Raw genomic sequence first — 18220 nt, forward strand, 5'->3', positions numbered from 1 at the left:
CACCCCCGTTCCCCCTTCCGTCCCCGTCACCTCGTCTCCCTGCGCCGGTCACAAGCGGTGAGCAGCACCGGCGGCAGGGCGACGAGGCCGGTGCCGCAACCCGTTACGATCGGCCCATTCATGGCCGTTGAGCGTGGCCGCTGCCGGGAGGAAGAGATGGGCCTGTTCCGCCGAGGACCGAAGCGGGATTCCCGCGACCTGGCACGCGACGGGGAGTTCAGCTTCTTCTCCGAGCGCGAGGGCGGCCTCTTCAGATCACAGGTCCGGCAGGCCTTCGCCGAGCAGGGGCTCGAAGTCACCGCGTACGCGGGCGTGGTCACCGACTCCGCGGGCCGGCAGTTCGGGCTGGGCAACCTCGCCGCGGTCTGCCACCGCGACCGGCGTGGTGAGCGCAGCTGGCCCGCGCTGATCCGGGATCACGTCGGCAAGGTGCTCCGGACGATGGACGGCCCGCAGCCGCTGGAGATCCTCAGCGAGGACGAGATCCGGGCCTGCCTCTACCCCCGGGTCGTCGCCCAGGAGACGCTCCCCGCCTCGGACTCCTTCCGCTACGGCCGTGCCCCGGCGCCGGGGCTGCGGGAGGTGCTCGCCCTCGATCTGCCCGAGGCGGTGCAGATGCTGAGCGAGGACTCCCTGACGGACCTGGGGGACGTGGCCGAGCTGCGGATCCGGGCGATGAACAATCTGCGGGCGCTGCCGGTCGAGGGGCATGAGACAGTGCGGCGCGGTGACGGCTCCGCGTTCGAGGTGCTGCTCGGCGACTCCTTCTTCACCGCGAGCCGGGTCCTGGTCCTGGACGAGCTGGTGGAGCGGCTCATGGGCACCGGGCTCACGCCGGACGGTGCGCTGGTCGCCGTGCCCTTCCGGCACCAGCTGGCGTTCCACCGCATCCACGACGCCCGGGTCATCCCGGCCCTGCAGGCCATGGCGCAGTTTGCGGCGGCCGGTCACGAGGACGCGGCGGGGGCCATCAGCCCCAGGGTGTTCTGGTGGCGCCGCGGCGTGATGACCCCGCTGAGCGAGCCGGACGGCAACGGGTTGCGGGTGGTGGCGGACGCGGAGTTCCAGGAGATGCTGGAACGGCTGGTGCGGCGGGAAAGCTGACCGGCGAGGGGGATCCGGGGGCCGGGCACCGCCCCCCCCGCTGCCGCGCCGGCCGCGCCCACGCCGCCGCGCACAGAATTTTCTTGCGAAATCTGCACCCTGCGGGGAACCTGCGCGCGCTCCTACCCGTTTAATGAAGTGAGGCCCCACGCTCTCCCCCGTGCGTGGGGCCTCACTCTGTCTCCGGTTCCGCCGCTGTTTCTGTTTCCCCGGGCCCGTCGACCGGCTTCTCCGGGCGGTTCGCCCGGCGCCGGCTGCCCGGCCGACGGCCCGGACCGCTCGGCCTCAGCCGCCGAGACGCGCCTGTTCCTCCTCGGTGAACAGCCGCGAGCGGATCAGGAAACGCACGCCCTCCGGTGCCTCCAGGGAGAAGCCGCTGCCCCGCCCCGGTACGACGTCCACCGTCAGATGCGTGTGCCGCCAGCGCGCGAACTGGTCCGCCGACATCCAGAATTCCACCGGCTCCGGCACGCCCTCCACGCACAGCCGGCCCAGCAGCGCATCCGACGATCCCGTACGGAATTCCCCGGCCGGGTAGCACATGGGGGCGCTGCCGTCGCAGCAGCCGCCGGACTGGTGGAACATCAGCGGGCCGTGCTGAGCATGCAGCAGGCGCAGCAGTTCCGTCGCGGCCGCGGTGAGCGCGATGCGCGAGGCGCCCGCGCCGGCCGGGGCATCCGGAGCGGTCGCCTCCCGCTCGTCGCCGCTCATCAGACGCGGCCCGATGTCATGGCGAAGCAGCTGACCAGCGGATTCTTGCGCCGAGTTCGGTACATGTGGGGTCCCTCTCTTGCTCGGCTCCTACGGAGGTGATGGCGCCTGACGGTGGGGCGGTGGTGGCGGTCTGGCCCGGAACCGACCCGGAACCATGGCTCCGGTCGCCCGGGCCACTCATGCAGTGAACGCCCTGCGAGGTTGCGAGGTGGTTGCATGCGCGGGCGGAGTGCGGTCCCGGGCGGCTGCCGGCGGTGCGACCGCCGCTCCGGAAGGTACCGAACCGTGCCGCCGTCCGAGCCGGTCGGGGGCGCGCCGCGCCGAGGGCCCGGCCTATGGGGCGTCCAAGAGGCGGCTGTCCTCCAGGACGCTGCGCGCGTACGTCACATAGCGTGCGAACAATTCGGGCTGACCCGCTCTGGCGATGTCGATGACAGGCGAGTCGGCCCGCCGCACACCGGGCAGGTACGGCGCCGTACGGCAGTGGCCGGACTCGGTATCGGCATCGACCAAGCTCAGGTAGCACGTGGGCAGCTGGTGGGTGATCCGGACGGACATCCGGCCGGCGAGCCCCTCGGCATCGAAACGCCGGGTGACCGCCAGCAGCTCCCGGGCCGAGTCGGCCGCCCGGGCCGGGAGGTCGGGATCGCGGATGCTGCGGGCGTACTCGGCGAGCAGAGCCGACTCGGGGTCCGCCACCACGTAGGTGATGTTCACCCCGGCGCTCAGCAATTGGCGGACCGGCGCGGCGAAGTCCCGCTCGGGCCGTGAGACGAAGAGACTGGCGAGACTGCGGAGTGCCACCCCGATTTCGATGATCTCCTTTTGGGCGCCCGCCAGAAACACGGCCTTCTCCGTCGGCGACGGCCGCCCCTCGGCGCGCACGGTGAGACCACGGCCGGCATCCCCACTGAGCAGCCTTTCGTCCAGCAACCGTGTCATCTCGCCGAGGAACCGCCCTCGTTCGACGTCCCGCAGGAACAGGTCGTAGTAGAACGGGATGGCGACGCCCGCCGCGGCGAAGAGCGCAAGCTCATTGAGCGCGGACCACCAGAAGCCATGGCGGTCGTTGGACACCAGCGCCAGGCTGAGCCCTCCGAGAAGTACACACAAGGTGAGAGCACCGCGGAGCCTGCCCAGCAGACTCCGGCCGCCCGGCACCTCGCTGTTCATTGCCCACCCCCCGGCCGTCACGGCACCAGGTAGGGCGGCTCGGGATCCTTGAGGGGATCGGGAAGTTGGATGACGGGAATCGGTTTGTTGTGCGGCCAGCCGTTGGACGCGTCGTCGAAGCTGAGCTCTCCGCTCGCCGCGGGGACGGTGCTCGCGTCGTGCAGATTGGTGAGTTCGTTGTACACGTCCTCGACGCCGGGCGCCTCGCTGGCCGTCTGGCCGGTGACATTGCGGGTGGCCCACACGGCGGTCAGTACGGCGTCGTGGTGCATGATCGCGTATCCGTCGTCCATCACCGAGTCGTCGAACTTCAGATCCCGCAGGGCCTGGAGGAAGGGCTTGAAGCCGGCCGGGGCGTGGACGCCGCTGGTCCACTGGTCGGGGCTGGTCGCGGAGGCGTCGACGATGGTGATCTTGTTGGCCTTGAGCAGTCCCTGCACCGCCGAGCCCTGGGCGAATGTGCCGGTGGCCCCGGTCATCACAGTGATCGGCTTGTCGTGACCGCATTGGCTGCGGGTGGACAGCGCACGGACGAAGTCGGCGAGATCGCGGTCGCGCCCGGCGTAGAAGATCACTTGCGTCTTGGTCAGACAGATGTTGTTGACGGCGCGTTGGAAGAGCTTCGGAATGCCGGCGGGTTTGTGCCCCGTCGAGCCGACGAACGAAACGCGCCGCCGGCCGATGTAGTCGCCGAATTCCTCGTCGAACGCCCTGCGCAGGGTTTTGACGTAGTTGTCGTCCCGGCTGTCGAAGACGAGGTAGCCGCGCTGCTTCGCCAGCGGGGATTCGGTCAGGAAGCGACGGAGTGCCTTGGCGTAGTCGACATTGGACGGGGACACCTTGAACAGACGTGGCGAGTTGAGATCGGTGGCGGTCAGCACCGCGCCGATCGTGGGGATCTTCAGCCGGCTGAGTTCGTCGGCCGCCGCCTGGGTCTCCGGGATGCTGACGCCCATACCGGTGACCGCGACCAGCGGATGCTCGCCCTTGGTCAACTCGGCCAGCTGTTTCACCACCGGCTGCCATTGGGTTTCGTCGCGGCCCTCGTTGGCCAGGACGAGCTCGATCTGCGGGGTCTTGCCCTGGATGCCGAGGGACCTGGTCGCGGGCAGCTGAGGGCAGCCGTTCGCCCGGCACTGTGCGATGAAGGAGCCTTGCAGGCTGGTGACTATTTCCTTCATGGGCAGCGCGCTGGTGTCGCTGTCCGTCATGGGTGTCAGGACGGCGACCTTGACGTACGGGACGCGGCTCTTGCCCTTGTCGGGCTTCTCCCACTGCTGACGGACCCGTCGGTTCTCCTGCGTGATCCGGTCGGTGATCCCCTTGAGCTGCGGATCGAAGGTGTACGTCGTTTTGTCCATGAGGCCGACGCACTCGCGCTGCGTGCCCTCGCCGGCCCAGCGCAGCCCGGGAACGCCCGGCGCGCAGCCGGTGTCCTCCTCGGCGGGCCAGAAGTACCAGAGCCCGCCGGCGAGGAGGATGAGGGAGAGCGCCAGGGCGCCGATACCCTGCCACCCCTTCCACCACGGGGGGAGTGAGTCGGCAGGTTGCGGGGTCAGATGCATGGTGCCTGCTCCTAGGGGAGGGGATGCTCCGGTGCGCTCACACGTACTTCGCGGCCTCGTGCATGAGCCCGATCCGGGTGGGCACGGAGCGCATGGCCAGGTCCTGGAACATCGCGTTGATGGTGCGGTTGAGCTCGGGGTTCGCGTCGGGCAGCCGATTGCGCGGGTCGGACGCCAGCCACAGCGAGATCACCAGCAGGGTCAGGGGCGTGTGCGCCGCGAACGCGCGCGGCGCGAGCTCCGCGGCCAGCTCCTCCGCCCGCAGCGTGGCGGACTGCTCCGGCAGCACCGCTTCACGCAGCGGTGCGGCGGTGATGGTGTACAGCTCGTACAACCAGACATTGGTGTCGGAGAGTTCGACCAGGCGCTGGGCGAGATGCTCGATGACATCGTCCACCCGGTGCAACGCCAGTGAGTGGTACAGCACTTCCAGCGGGTGGCCGTGCTCGATGTGCCAGGTCCGCAGCTTTCCGTGGACGGCCGTCCAGCGGTCCGGGCCGGCGGCGAGCTCCCGCAACAGCAGCAGGCGGAGCCACGGGTGCAGCACCGAGCCGCCCCGCAACGGGTTCGGATGGACCCGTTCCAGATATCCCGAGCCGCGGCCGCCACGGGTCTCGGCATCCTGGGGGACGGGGTCGGTCAGCCATAATCGGGTCGCGACCACCCGGGCCAGCGAATCGCGGGTGTGCAGCTGGAAGCGGTCGAGGAGCCCCGCGTCGCACGCCGCGTCGAACTCGCGGGCGGCACAGCACTCGACGAGCGCACGCCGCTGGTCGTCGGTCAGATCACGGAGCAGATACTCCCGCGCCTCCGCCTCCAGCGACGGCCCCTCGTCGGCGTCCGCCGCGGACGGTGTGGTGCTGGAGAGCACCGCGCGCAACAGCGCCTCCGGTCGCTCGCGGCCCACGATGCGGGCCGAGGCGGTCAGCAGCTGCCGGACGCTCCACGGATGCCCGTCGGTCAACCGGTGGGCGAGCAGCGGTGCCTCCGGCAGCCGCGCGGCGATGTTCGTACCGAGCTGGGCGGTCTCCCCGGCCGTCAGACCGCGCAGCTGGACGCAGTACCAGCGCCAGGAGCGGTTCGGCGGCGGGTCGGGGACGGACCGTTCCCAGTCGGCGTAGCCGGCCTGTTCGGGGGAGCGGACCTGCACGCCCGCCGGTCCGGTGGCGAACATACCCGGCACCCGGCCGACGTTCGAGGCGGCGGCCAGGGCCAGCAGCGGATCGGGCTCGCCGGCGGCGTCCCGGAGTTCCATCAGCAGGTCGAGGAACTCCCGTCCGCCGGGAGCATCGATGTTGTCCAGCAACACCACGCAGTTGCGGTCGCGTTGGCGCCGTGCGTACTCGCCGCGCAGATCGGCGAGGAACGCCTCGCACAGCCGCCGGTCCACCGCGGCCCGGTCCGCCGGGTCCTCGCTCTTGCTGAGCTGGTTGAGTTCGACCAGGGCGTCCATCGCGGCCAGCGGGCCGGCGTACCAGGCGAATCCGGTGTGCCGGGTCACCCGCAGCGGCATGCTGGGCGGCTGCCGGATGAGGCTGGCCAGCAGGCTGATGCCGGGGATCCGGACGAGGTTGAGGTCCTGCAGCAGCCCGGCGACCGCGACGACCCGGTCGGCCGCGGGCTGCGGATCCTGGGGTCCGCGCAGCGCCTGGCGCAACTGCTTCCTGGCCCGCTCGGGGTCCGTCGGGTTGAGGAACAGCTCGGGAGCCACCACGAACAGGCCGAGCGTCAGCCGCGGGAAGAGCAGCGGGGTCTGCCGGGGAAGGCGGTGGGACAGCCCGTAGGCGAGGCGGCCGGCGACCTCATGGGGGCGGCGGGGCGCGGCGGAGCCGAAGTCGAAGTACACATGGGGACGCCGAGAGCCGAGGTAGCCGAGCCATTTCAGGGTGCTGGTCTTGCCGCTGCCGTGCGGTCCGACCAGGACGATCGCGGGGAGCCCGGGCCCCGGCGGCGCGGTCCTGTTGTCCTGTACGCGGGTGCGGCACTCCTCGTAGAGGGCCTCGATCCCCTGAATGCCCAACGGACGCTCCGTCATGGCTCATCCCCCCGGTTCCGGCCAGCGACATGACCGCTGGCTGATTACAGAAGGTTGGCACGCGTAAGCGCAACGTGCCACCGGTTCACCCAAGGTGCCGAAGGTGGCTCATGTTCCTGAGTGGAGGCGTGTGGTTCCGCTGCCGGCCGGCCGCGCGGGCCGGGGCGGCCGGGCGAACTCCCATGTCGCAAGGCCCCGGGTCGGGCCGCCGAGCAGGACCACCGAGACGGCCTCCGCCACGCAGGGGGGAACGGGGAGCGGTGTGCGGGGCGCGGGGACCTCGGCTGCCCCGTCCGCGGCGGGCCGGACGGCGGCCGGGGACGGGCCGGCGGCAGCGGCCTCGGACAGCCGGCGCAGGAGCCGGTCCAGGCCGCGGTGGTGCCGCGCGAACGCGCGTCGTGGTGCGCGCCGGCCGCGGGACTCCTGACCCGACAGCGCTTCGGCCCTGCCCACGTCCAGCAGGACCAGATGCAGGGGACGGCCCCGGCGCCCCGCCGCCCGGGCCATCCAGCGGCGCACCCAGGGGCGGCTGCCGCAGTCGTGGACCAACAGCGGTCCGTCGCCCCGGAGTTCGCGGTGCAGCCAGCGGATGTGCCGCCACCGTGCCCAGGGCCGGTAGAGGCCGTACGGCAACCAGCCCGGCATCACCGCTTCGCAGGCGACATGGACGGCCCGCGGATCGATGACGGTCGCCTGCGCGGGGGCGCGGCGCAGCAGGGTGCTCTTGCCGCTGCCCGGCAGGCCGGATACCACGACCACGGCGTTCGCCGGATAAGCCATGGTGAACGGGGACGACGGGGCCGGCCCGGCGTCGGTCCGGCCGCGCAGGTCGAGCAGTCCGCGGTGCCCCGCGAGGGACGGTGCCTGGGGTGAGCCGGACGGCGCCGCACCCGCCTCCGGCATGCCAGAGCCTCTGCTGTGCACCGTTGCCTCCCCCGATTCCCCTTCGACGTCATCGTCGCACGGCGTGACGGGCGGCGGGTCCGTCCTTGAGAGGGAGCCGTCTTTGAGGGAGTCGTCTTTGAAGGGGCTCGTCCTTGAGAGGGCGCGGACGCCGCGGCCGCGCGGGTGAGCCGCGTCTCACCCGCGCGGCGCCCCTTGTTTATGCAACTCGTTGCATAGAAGGATCGGGGCATGGCGCTCGACCACGCGATTCTCGTCTCCCTGCTGGAGAAGCCGGGCTCCGGCTATGAGCTGGCCCGGCGGTTCGAGCGGTCCATCGGCTACTTCTGGACCGCCACCCACCAGCAGATCTACCGCGTTCTCAAGCGCATGGAGAGCGACGGCTGGATCGATGTCCGAGAGGTGCCGCAACAGAGCCGCCCGGACAAGAAGGAGTACTCCGTCGCCGCGCTCGGCCGGACCGTCCTCGCCGAGTGGCTGCACGAGCCGATCGAACCGGAGAGCGTCCGGCACGAGCTCGCGGTGAAGATCCGCGGTGCGGCCTTCGACGACCCGGCCGCGCTGATCCGCGAGGTCGAGCGGCACCACCACAAGCACACCGAGCGGCTCGCGCACTATCTCGCGGGCGAGCGGCGGGACTTCACCGGACCGGACGCCCCCGAGGCCCTCGATACCGGAGAAGAGCTCCAGCACGTCGTGCTGCGCGGCGGCATCGCGTACGAGCGGATGACGATCGCCTGGCTGGAGGACGTGCTCGCCACCCTCCGCCGGCTCGGCACCGCCCCCTGAACCCGGCGCCGACGAGCCACCCGCCGCCCGGCCGCCGCGCTCACCGGCACGCCCGCACGTCCCTTGACCTCCACCCTCCCCGACGAACCGGAAAGGCGAACACCATGGCCGACCCGCTGCTGTTCAACCCGCGGACCTACGACCCCGCGCACTTCGACCCCGAGACCCGCCGGCTGCTGCGCGCCACCGTCGACTGGTTCGAGGGCCGCGGCAAGCGCCGGCTGATCGAGGACTACCGCTCCCGCGCCTGGCTGGCGGAGTTCCTGGAGTTCTCCACCAAGGAAGGGCTGTTCGCGACCTTCCTCACCCCGGCCTCCGCCGCCGACGGAAACCAGGACAAGCGCTGGGACACCGCCCGGATCGCCGCCCTCAACGAGATCTTCGGCTTCTACGGGCTCGACTACTGGTACGCGTGGCAGGTCACCATCCTGGGACTCGGCCCGGTCTGGCAGAGCGACAACGCCGCCGTCCGCACCCGCGCGGCCGAACTCCTCGACCAGGGCGAGGTGTTCGCCTTCGGCCTGTCCGAGAAGGCGCACGGTGCCGACATCTACTCCACCGACATGCTGCTGGAGCCGGACGGCGACGGCGGCTTCCGCGCCAGCGGATCCAAGTACTACATCGGCAACGGCAATGCCGCCGGACTCGTCTCCGTCTTCGGCCGCCGCACCGATGTCGAGGGCCCCGACGGCTATGTCTTCTTCGCCGCCGACAGCCGCCACCCGGACTACCACCTGGTCAAGAACGTCGTCGACTCCTCGAAGTACGTCAGCGAGTTCCGCCTCGACGGCTACCCGGTCGCCGAGGCCGACATCCTGCACACCGGCCGGGCCGCCTTCGACGCCGCCCTCAACACCGTCAACGTCGGCAAGTTCAACCTCTGCACGGGCGCGATAGGCATCTGCGAGCACGCGATGTACGAGGCCGTCACCCACGCGCAGAACCGCATCCTCTACGGCCGTCCGGTCACCGCGTTCCCGCATGTGCGCCGCGAGCTGACCGACGCCTACGTCCGTCTCGTCGGGATGAAGCTGTTCAGCGACCGCGCCGTCGACTACTTCCGCTCCGCGGGCCCGGACGACCGCCGCTACCTGCTCTTCAACCCGATGACGAAGATGAAGGTGACCACCGAGGGCGAAAAGGTCATCGACCTGATGTGGGACGTCATCGCGGCCAAGGGCTTCGAGAAGGACACCTACTTCGCCCAGGCGGCCACCGAGATCCGGGGACTGCCCAAGCTGGAGGGCACCGTCCACGTCAACCTCGCGCTGATCCTGAAGTTCATGGGCAACCACCTGTTGAACCCGGCCGAGTACCCGCCCGTACCGACCCGCCTCGACGCGGCCGACGACGCGTTCCTCTTCCGGCAGGGGCCGGCCCGCGGTCTGGGCGCCATCCGCTTCCACGACTGGCGCGCCGCCTACGACGCCTATGCCGCCGTCCCCAACGTCGGCCGCCTCCGCGAGCAGGCGGACGCCCTGTGCGAGTTCGTCACCACCGCCGCGCCCGACGAGGAGCAGAGCCGCGACCTCGATCTCCTCCTGGCCATCGGCCAGCTGTTCGCGCTGGTCGTCCACGGTCAGCTGATCCTGGAGCAGGCGCGGCTGACCGGGCTCGACGAGGAGGTGCTCGACGAGCTGTTCGCCGTCCTCGTCCGTGACTTCTCCGCGCATGCCGTGGAGCTGCACGGCAAGGACTCCGCCACGGAGGAGCAGCAGCGCTGGGCACTGGGCGCGGTCCGGCGCCCGGTCGTCGACGAGGCCCGCTCGGCCCGTGTCTGGGAGCGCGTCGAAGCGCTGGCCGGTGCGTACGAGATGGCCCCGTAACCAGCGGGCAAACCCGGCCCTTCGGTTCACCGCCCGCACAGACTCGGCCGACCCAGCCCGGGTCGGCCGAGTCTGTGCGGGCTCGGGAGCGAACGGGCGGGCCCCGGGCGGAGCGCGGCGTCCGCAGGCCGGGCGCTCCGCGAACCTGAGTACCTACCCTCCGGCGCCGCGCCCGCACCCTCGTCGTGACACGTACGGAAGCACCGTCCGCCGACCTCGCCGCCGAAGCGCCGGACTGTGCCTGCGGCATGGGCCACCGGATGCCGGACGGGCCGTGCGATGCGCCCTCTCCACGCCCCGCGCGCACCACGCATGCGCTGTTCACCACCGGTCTCCGCCGGCCGCGCGGACCGCGTTTCGCTTGCCGGTACGGGCCTTCACACCTTCTGCTGAAGGCCCCTGGAGGCAGCCGTGCTGCCGGACGGAATCGACAGATCCTTCTTTCGGACCGGGCGCGCCGGGCGCCCACGACGGAAGGACATGGCTATGCGACGCACCATCGTCGGCACCTGCGCCGCCCTCGCGGTTCTGGGTATCGGTCCGGCCGCCCCGGCCGTTGCCGCCCCGGTTCCGGTGACCGCGCTCAACTGCGATGGCGACACCTATAAGTGCACGGCCAATCTCCGTTACGGCGACAACAATTGGAAGGCCCGGTGGGACGCGTCCATCTTCCACCAGGCGAACCGGTCCGCCTCCCGCGCTCCCGTACCGGCCACGAGCCTCAGCTGCGACGGTGACAACGGCACCTGCGTGGCCACCCTGATGTTCGGTGACGGACGCTGGCGGGCCAGCTGGCCCGCGACCGTCTTCCATCCGGCGCTCCGGTCCGCCGAAGGCAGGCTGGTCGCACCCGTACCGGCGAACAGCCTGAACTGCGACGGCGACACCGGCCGGTGTTCGGTCAACCTCCAGTTCGGCGACGGGGGTTGGAAGGCCGCCTGGGCCGCCACCATTTACCACCAGCCGTAATACAGGCCCCGTGGGACCGGGGCCGAGGACCACGAGCAGGCCCGGGGACGTGCGACGCGCGCGTCCCCGGGCCGCGCGCATGAATCCCGCATGAACCGAAATTGGGGCTGCGAAAGCACCGTGCCGGGCGGCTCGAATGACGGGGCCGCGGAATAACGGCGCGCGCCGTTGCAGAATGCGGGAGTGACGCTCATCTACGTATTGTCATTTTGATCGCCGAACGCATCATTGCTGTCGCGTACGCGCCTTTTTCCGATCTATCGAGAACCTTACTGTCGCAGGCATCCACCATTCGACGGCAGCACCTTCCGCTCCGGAAAGATCCGTTCACGAATGGGTTCGTGCGCGGAAACGAAGCGGGGCTGCCCAGGGAGAAGCCATGTCCGCAGTCGTACAGCAGGCAGCACTTGTGCAGTCCACGGGTTCCTGGCCCGGCGGGGACGGAGGCGGGGGGAACTGGCCCAGATATCCGAGACTCTTCGAGGCCACCCCCAACTCGGGCCCGATCGCCGGAGGAAACACCGTCCAGCTCACCGGGTCAGGTCTGCAGGGCGCAACCCTGGTCACCTTCGGCGGTACCCCCGCCACCATCGTCGCGGTCGACCCCTACGGCAACTGGATCACCGTGCTCGCGCCGGCGCACGCCGCGGGCGTCGTCCAGGTCGTCGCCACCACACCCAGAGGCACGTCCAACCCGGTGTATTACACGTACGTCCCGCCGGCCGGCCCGACCGTCACCTCTCTCGTGCCCAACACCGGGCCCACCACCGGCGGCACCGCGTTCGCCATCACCGGGACGGGCCTCACCGGCGCGACGGTCACCTTCAACGGGGTGCCGGCCACCGGAGTGTCCGTCAACGCCGCGGGCACCCTGCTCACCGGAACCACACCGGCCGGCCCCGTCGGCAACGTCCCGGTCGTCGTCACCACACCGGCCGGGAGCACCCTCGTCCCCGGCGGGTTCACCTACACCGCACCCCCGCCCGTGGCGGTGTCCATCTCGCCGTCGTCGGGGAGCGCGGCGGGTGGTACGGCGTTCGTCATCTCGGGGAGCAGTCTGAACGGGGCGTCGGTCACGTTCAACGGGGTGCCGGCGACGGGGGTTGCGGTGAATGCCGCGGGTACGTCCCTGGTGGGCTTCACCCCCGCCGGAGCGGTCGGCAACGTGCCGGTCGTGGTCACCACGCCGGGTGGCAGCACCACCGTCCCCGGCGGCTACACCTACACGCCGCCGCCCCCGCCCGTGGCCACGTCCATCTCGCCGGTGGCGGGGACTGCGGCGGGTGGTACGGCGTTCGTCATCTCGGGGAGCAATCTGAACGGGGCGTCGGTCACGTTCAACGGGGTGCCGGCGACGGGCGTTTCGTCGAATGCCGCGGGCACGTCCCTGGTGGGCTTCACCCCGCCCGGACCGCTCGGCAACGTGCCGGTCGTGGTCACCACCACGGGCGGCAGCACCCTCGTCCCCGGCGGTTACACCTACGTGTGAGCGGTGACCCGGCCACCTTCCCGCGGGGACCGGCGGCGGCCGCGTGCGGGGCCGCCGCCGGGAGCCCCGGGTGGGCGGACGAGGTCGGTCCGCTCACCCGGGGGCGGGGCGTTTCCCGTCCGGCTGCGGCCCGTCAGACGGCGGGCCGCAGCCGGACCGGCAGGCGCTTGTGCCCGTAGGTGAGCAGCGAAGGCACCGGCTCCAACTCATCGGCGGGTACGGCCAGTTCCGCCTCGGGGAAGCGCGCGAACAGGGCTCGCAGCGCGGTGACGGCTTCGAGGCGGGCCAGCGACGCCCCGAGGCAGTAGTGGACGCCGTGGCCGAACGCCAGGTGTTCCGGTCCCGGTGCGGTGCGGGTGAGGTCGAAGCTGCCGGCGCGGTCGCCGTGCCGGCCGGGATGGCGGTTGGCCGCGGCGTACGAGGCGAGGATCGCTTCGCCTGCGGGGATGACCTGTCCGTTGGGCAGCGGAATGTCCCGCACGGCGAAGCGCAGGGGCAGGTGCTTGATGGCCGGCTTCAGACGCAGGGTCTCCTCCACCACCTCGGCCCAGCCGGCGCGGCCGGCACGGACATGGGCGAGCTGCTCGGGGTGGGTCAGCAGCGCGACGACGGCCTGATCGATCAGGTTGACGGTGGTCTCGTACCCTGCCGAGATCACCAGCAGGAGGGTGTCGCGCAACTCGTCGTCGGTCAGCGCCGATTCCCCGCCCTCCACGTCCCGCGCGGCGATGAGCAGCGAGGTCATGTCCGCGCCCGGCTCGGCCCGTTTGGCGGCGATGAGCCGGTCGAGCACGGCGTAGAGGCGCGCCGTGTTCGCCGCCGATTCCTCGGGCGTGAACGTGGTCGCGAACACCCCGTCGACGACGTCGCGGAAGCCCTCGCGCTGATGCGGTGGCAGCCCCATGAGGTGGCTGATGACCTGGATCGGCAGCGGGTAGGCGAAACGCTCCCGCAGGTCGACCGGCTCGCCGGGCGCGCTGGCCGCCAGGTCGTCGAGCAGGCCGGTGACGACGGTCTCGATGTGCCCGGCGAGCGCGGCCACCCGGCGTGCGGTGAAGGCGGGTGCCACCAGGCGGCGCAGCCGTCGGTGCTCACTGCCGTACGCGGTGAACATGTTCTTCACCGTGATCCACAAGGCGAGTTGCCAGGTCGCACTGACCTCCTCGAAGCGTGGCCAGTGCTGCCGGGCGTCCTTGGACACGTCCGGGCTGGTCAGCAGCTCTCTCAGCAGGTCGGGGTCGCTGACGGCCCACGCGGTGACGCCGAGGACGTCGACGCGGGCCGCGGGCCCCAGGGAGTGCAGCGCGCGGATTTCGGCGTCCGGGTCGGCGCCGTGGGCGTCGAGGACGAGGACTTCGGGCTCGTGGGGCATGGCGGACTTCCTTGCCTACGTCGGTCCGGTGGGTGAACGGGCGCGGCGCGCGGCGCCGGCCGGCAACTCGGCGGTGCGGGGTAACGGCAGGGAGGGCGCGGACGGTTGTCTCCGTCACCAAGCGTTGATAGCGCCGCCACGCAGGCTGCTGGGGGAGAACGCGAGGGCGCTCACCCCGGCGAGTGGCAAGTCATACCGGGGCGGCAGCGGCCGCGGTTCCTCCGGTCGGCCGGCCGACCCGAACCGTGCGGCCCGTACAGGCGTGTGATCCGCGCCACTCTCCCGCGTCCCCTTTTCCCCAACGCCGCAGGTCAGAAGCTCAACGTGAGCATCCGACTGCGGGCCGTCATATCCGGTCCCCGGATCTGATTAACAATTTCGGCTTCGCGAACGGTTTACGGACAAGAAAGCGGTCTCCCTGGCGTCGCCCGGATGCCGGGGAGTTGGCCGCGACACCTCGAAAGGAGAGGCAGTGGACCACCAGTGGCCCTGGGACGCGCCGGCCATGGGCGGCGCGGCCAGGACGACTCCGGCCGTGCGCCGCGCCCGTGTGCGCGAGAGCACCCACACCGCCTCGCGGACCTGCGGCCCGCCGGCCTCCAGCCCCTTGCACCCACCGGCCCTCGGAAGCCGGTGGAGTTGCGAAAGTGATCTTCGTACGCGGGTCCACCCCGGTGCCGTCCGCCCGCCCGTGGCAGGCCGAGGGACGGCCGCCCGGTGAGCGATTACGGAGACGGACAGCAGTTGCGACCCGACCCGATGGACCGGCTCCGGGTCGACTTCACCGCCTTCTTCAAGGAGGTGCAACAGGGCTACCTCGGCTACGCGATACAGATGCTGCGGCACCGTCAGGACGCCGAAGACGTGGTCCAGATAGCCGGGATGAAGATCCATGCGAAGTGGGACGAGTTCCTGGCCCACAGCGACTACCGGGCCCTGGGCCTGCGGATCCTGCGTGACGTCATCAAGGACCACATCCGCTCGCGCAACCGGGTGGCCCGCCGCGAACAGGCCGCCGCCGCGGAGGCCGGGCTCCACCAGTCCTGCGTCGACCAGATCCTGCACCTGGGCACCTACGACGCCCTCGACCGTGCCATGGACGAACTGGCCCGGCGCGAACCGGTGCAGGCGGACTGCGTCCGGCTCCGCGTGGCCCAGCTGAGCTACGAGGAGATCGCCGAGACCCTCGGCATCACTCCCGGCACGGCGCGCACCTACTACTCCCGCGGCCGCCAGCTCGCCAAGGACCTGGCCGCCTCCTATCTCCGGCACGATCAGGAAGGAGAACCGTCGTGACCATCGAAGACATTCTGCAAGCCGAAGCCGATGAGGTGGGTCGCGTACTGGCCGACCACGATCCTGAAGCCTTCACTCGCCGACTGGCCGAGCGGATCGCCGAGGCGCAGGGGCAGACGCCCGCGGCCCGGCCGGTCCCCGAAGGGCGGCACGAGCGCGGCCCGGCACCGGCCCGCCCCGGCCGCGCGAGGCCGCTGCCCCGGAGGCCGCGGCCCCGGCCGTTCCCCGGCCCCACGGCCGGACCGGAGGAGCTGCGCCGGCATCTGCGTACCCTCTGCGAGTCGGTGCTGCGCGGTGGGCACATGGGACGCCTGGAGAAGTTCGCCAGGGACTACGACGCGGCCGGCGCCCGGACCTTCGCGTGCCTGCTCTACTCCCTCAACCGCCACGAGGCGGCGGTCTTCTGGTGGCGGTTCGCCGCCGGCGCCGAGGACCAGCTCTCCGCCCATTGCCTGGCGATCCATCACGCGGCCGACGACAACTTCATCGACGCCCGGTTGTGGCGCACCATCGCCACCGCCCTGGGGTACTCACCGCGCCGGCATCTGCCCAACCCGGCCCCCGGCGCCCCGCTTCCGGACCCCGTGTGGCTGCTGGCCCGCTCCGGGCCCGAGCTCCAGCAGTTCGCCGAGCCCCAGGCCCCGCTGCCCGTGGGGTGCGCGGGGCGCTGACCGAAGCGGGACGACCGCTCACCCACGACCCACCATCACTCACCCACGACCCACCACCGACCAGGGAGAAGCCCATGACGGACCGTGCGGAGGACGAGCCCTCCCTCCCGCGTGTTCCCCGGAAGCCACGGCGCCCGTGGCTCAGGAAGTACGCCCGCTTCACCGCCGCCCACGCCATCGAGGGCGCGGCCGGAGCCGTCATCTCGGCTCTGATGCTGTACCTGATCCAGCGGTAGCCGGCCGGGTCCGGGCAATCGGTGGTCGCCGTACGCCGGCCGGCGGGTGCCGTACGCCGGTCGGCGATTGGTGCACGCCGGCCGGCGGTTGACGTACGCCGGCGCGGGCCGGCCGCCGGCCCGGCTCCCGCGTGGTCAAGGACCGGCCTATCGGCGGGCGTCGTGGTTAGTGGCTCCTCCGCCGGGGAGGGATTCCCCACATGTGGCCGTACCGAGGCCAAGGGCACGAGGGGGAGGAGGCCGGATGGCAACGCAACCGGTGGAGACGCTCGATCTGTCGGCAATGGGGGAGGACTTCGTCCGCAACCCGTACGCGGTGTACGCGTCGCTGCGCGAGCAGGGCCCGGTACACCGCGTACGTCTCCCGGAGGGCACGGTCGTCTGGCTGGTCGTCGGATACGACGAGGTGCGTGCGGCGCTCAGCGACCCGCGGCTGTCGAAGGAGTGGCGGCACGCCTCGTCCGCGCAGCCGATGCAGCCGGTGACCATGGGCGTGACGATGCTCCGCTCCAACACGCCGCACCACACCCGGCTGCGCGGCCTGGTGGCCCGCGCCTTCACGGCCCGCCGGATGGCGTCCCTCACGCCGCGCATCCAAGAGCTGACCGACGAACTGCTGGCGGCGATGCTCGCCGCGCCCGACGGCCGTGCCGATCTCGTCGACGCACTGTCCTTCCCCCTGCCGATCACCGTCATCTGCGAGCTGCTGGGCGTTCCGTTCCTGGACCGGGAGGCCTTCCGCGCCTGGACCGACGTCCTGCTCGTCGGCGCCGCGACGCCGGAGGCCAGGGAAGCCCTGGCGGCCATGACCGGCTACCTCGACGAGCTGGTGAAGAAGAAACGGGCCTGCCCCGGCGACGATCTGCTGAGCGATCTGATCGCGGTGAGCGACGAGGACGGCGACCGGCTCAGCGAGCAGGAACTCCTGGGAATGGCCCAGCTGTTGCTGATCGCGGGCTATGAGACGACCGCCAATCTCATCTCCAACGGCGTCCTGGCTCTCCTCACCCACCCGGCGCAACTCGCCGCGCTGCGCGCCGATCTGTCCCTCATCGACAACGCGGTCGAAGAGATGCTGCGCTACGAGGGACCGATCGAGACCTCCACCTTCCGTTTCACCACCGAGGCGACCGAGATCGCGGGAACGGTGATCCCCGGCGGCGGCGAGGTCGTCCTCCCCGTGATCGCCGACGCGGGACGGGACCCGGTCCGCTTCGGTGACCCCGGGCACTTCGACATCACCCGCGACGCCCGCGGCCATGTGGCCTTCGGCCATGGCATCCACTTCTGCCTCGGCGCCCCGCTGGCACGCATGGAGGCACGGATCGCGGTGCGCACGCTCCTGGAGCGCTGCCCGACGCTGGAGCTGGACGCACACCCGGCCGATCTGCGCTGGCGGTTGGGTGCGTTGCTCCGCGGCCCGCGGCACCTTCCGGTCCGCTGGTCGCCGAAGGCCGGGTGAATTCCCCGCGCCTCTCGTGATCCGGCGGACTACCGACCACGCTCCGTAGTCAACAGGGCGCTTCGGGTGCGCGGCTCCGGGGATCGCGCCGTGCCCGGGGCACCCTCACGGAGGGCGACCCGGGCCGGGACCTGTCGGGACCTACCGGGACCTGCCGGGACCTCGACCTGCCGGGACCTGCCATGCTCCCCACCGGCGTGACCCGCGGATGACCAAGCCGACGCCACGATCACCGCGTCACCGCGTCACCGCGTCACCGCGTCACAGTGTCACGGTCACCGCGTAGGCGATGAAGAAGGCCGCGCAGAGCACGACGATGATGCCGAGGATGATCACCGGGCCCTTGGCCCAGCCGCGGGTCTGCCGGTCAGCAGGGCCGGTTTCCGAGCCCGTGCTGCCCTCACCCGCAGGGGTTTCGCCGGGTGGTACCCCGCCGACGCCAGGACGGTTGCGGGGATCCGGATCCGGGGTTTGTGTGTCCATACCGGAGAGCTCTTCCTTGCGTACGGTGCACGCGGGCCGTTTCCCCGGTGGGTGCCGGAAGCGACGGGCGCGTGCGGGAAGTGACGGGCGCGTGCGGAACAGCGGATACCGGCGCGTGGGCGGGTGCCTGCGG

At 71.2% G+C, this 18220-nt stretch carries 16 protein-coding genes; 9 read left to right on the top strand and 7 right to left on the bottom strand.

The window, feature by feature from the left end; all coding sequences use genetic code 11:
- The first annotated feature begins 156 nt into the window (after positions 1 to 156).
- Positions 157 to 1104, top strand: a complete 948-nt coding sequence (locus tag EST54_RS11330; protein ID WP_129247548.1) for a hypothetical protein — start codon at positions 157 to 159, stop codon at positions 1102 to 1104.
- Between the two features lie 285 nt (positions 1105 to 1389).
- Here EST54_RS11330 and EST54_RS11335 read toward each other — a convergent pair whose 3' ends face one another.
- The 5 genes from EST54_RS11335 to EST54_RS11355 all read right to left on the bottom strand — a co-directional run bounded on the left by EST54_RS11335 (position 1390) and on the right by EST54_RS11355 (position 7494).
- On the bottom strand, positions 1390 to 1815 hold the full coding sequence (locus EST54_RS11335; protein ID WP_129247483.1) for a DUF779 domain-containing protein: 426 nt from the start codon (positions 1813 to 1815) through the stop codon (positions 1390 to 1392).
- Between the two features lie 336 nt (positions 1816 to 2151).
- Positions 2152 to 2991, bottom strand: coding sequence for a hypothetical protein (locus tag EST54_RS11340; protein WP_129247484.1), 840 nt, complete (start codon positions 2989 to 2991; stop codon positions 2152 to 2154).
- A 17-nt stretch (positions 2992 to 3008) separates the two neighbouring features.
- Positions 3009 to 4556: an ABC transporter substrate-binding protein gene (locus EST54_RS11345; RefSeq protein ID WP_129247485.1), complete on the bottom strand. Its 1548-nt coding sequence runs from the start codon at positions 4554 to 4556 to the stop codon at positions 3009 to 3011.
- 37 nt (positions 4557 to 4593) lie between these two features.
- On the bottom strand, positions 4594 to 6591 hold the full coding sequence (locus EST54_RS11350; protein ID WP_129247486.1) for a P-loop NTPase family protein: 1998 nt from the start codon (positions 6589 to 6591) through the stop codon (positions 4594 to 4596).
- A 108-nt stretch (positions 6592 to 6699) separates the two neighbouring features.
- Complete coding sequence (locus tag EST54_RS11355) at positions 6700 to 7494, bottom strand: AAA family ATPase (protein ID WP_129247487.1); 795 nt, start codon at positions 7492 to 7494, stop codon at positions 6700 to 6702.
- A 231-nt stretch (positions 7495 to 7725) separates the two neighbouring features.
- Between EST54_RS11355 and EST54_RS11360 the strand changes: the two genes are divergently transcribed.
- The 4 genes from EST54_RS11360 to EST54_RS35865 all read left to right on the top strand — a co-directional run bounded on the left by EST54_RS11360 (position 7726) and on the right by EST54_RS35865 (position 12567).
- Positions 7726 to 8283 (top strand): PadR family transcriptional regulator, encoded by a 558-nt coding sequence (locus EST54_RS11360; RefSeq protein ID WP_129247488.1) that lies wholly within the window; start codon positions 7726 to 7728, stop codon positions 8281 to 8283.
- Positions 8284 to 8387: 104 nt separating this feature from the next.
- Complete coding sequence (locus EST54_RS11365) at positions 8388 to 10109, top strand: acyl-CoA dehydrogenase family protein (RefSeq protein WP_129247489.1); 1722 nt, start codon at positions 8388 to 8390, stop codon at positions 10107 to 10109.
- Positions 10110 to 10595: 486 nt separating this feature from the next.
- Positions 10596 to 11078 (top strand): hypothetical protein, encoded by a 483-nt coding sequence (locus tag EST54_RS11370; RefSeq protein WP_129247490.1) that lies wholly within the window; start codon positions 10596 to 10598, stop codon positions 11076 to 11078.
- A 379-nt stretch (positions 11079 to 11457) separates the two neighbouring features.
- Entirely contained in the window at positions 11458 to 12567 is a 1110-nt protein-coding gene (locus EST54_RS35865) for an IPT/TIG domain-containing protein (RefSeq protein WP_129247491.1), read from the top strand.
- Between the two features lie 133 nt (positions 12568 to 12700).
- Here EST54_RS35865 and EST54_RS11380 read toward each other — a convergent pair whose 3' ends face one another.
- The gene (locus EST54_RS11380; RefSeq protein ID WP_129247492.1) at positions 12701 to 13939 is read right to left on the bottom strand and encodes a cytochrome P450 family protein; all 1239 of its coding nucleotides are present in this window, start codon (positions 13937 to 13939) and stop codon (positions 12701 to 12703) included.
- A gap of 717 nt (positions 13940 to 14656) precedes the next feature.
- Here EST54_RS11380 and EST54_RS11385 point away from each other — a divergent pair.
- From EST54_RS11385 to EST54_RS11395, 4 genes are all read left to right on the top strand, one after another.
- A complete protein-coding gene (locus tag EST54_RS11385) occupies positions 14657 to 15235 on the top strand; it encodes an RNA polymerase sigma factor (protein WP_129247493.1) in 579 nt (192 codons plus the stop codon).
- The gene (locus EST54_RS11390; protein ID WP_129247494.1) at positions 15232 to 15906 is read left to right on the top strand and encodes a hypothetical protein; all 675 of its coding nucleotides are present in this window, start codon (positions 15232 to 15234) and stop codon (positions 15904 to 15906) included. Before EST54_RS11385 ends, EST54_RS11390 begins: the two co-directional genes overlap by 4 nt.
- 74 nt (positions 15907 to 15980) lie before the next feature.
- Entirely contained in the window at positions 15981 to 16142 is a 162-nt protein-coding gene (locus tag EST54_RS34045; protein WP_154074016.1) for a hypothetical protein, read from the top strand.
- A gap of 244 nt (positions 16143 to 16386) precedes the next feature.
- On the top strand, positions 16387 to 17604 hold the full coding sequence (locus EST54_RS11395; protein ID WP_129247495.1) for a cytochrome P450 family protein: 1218 nt from the start codon (positions 16387 to 16389) through the stop codon (positions 17602 to 17604).
- A gap of 261 nt (positions 17605 to 17865) precedes the next feature.
- Here EST54_RS11395 and EST54_RS11400 read toward each other — a convergent pair whose 3' ends face one another.
- Positions 17866 to 18087, bottom strand: a complete 222-nt coding sequence (locus EST54_RS11400; RefSeq protein WP_129247496.1) for a DUF6480 family protein — start codon at positions 18085 to 18087, stop codon at positions 17866 to 17868.
- Between the last annotated feature and the right edge of the window lie 133 nt (positions 18088 to 18220).

This window comes from Streptomyces sioyaensis (assembly GCF_004122735.1).
GTDB lineage: Bacteria > Actinomycetota > Actinomycetes > Streptomycetales > Streptomycetaceae > Streptomyces > Streptomyces sioyaensis.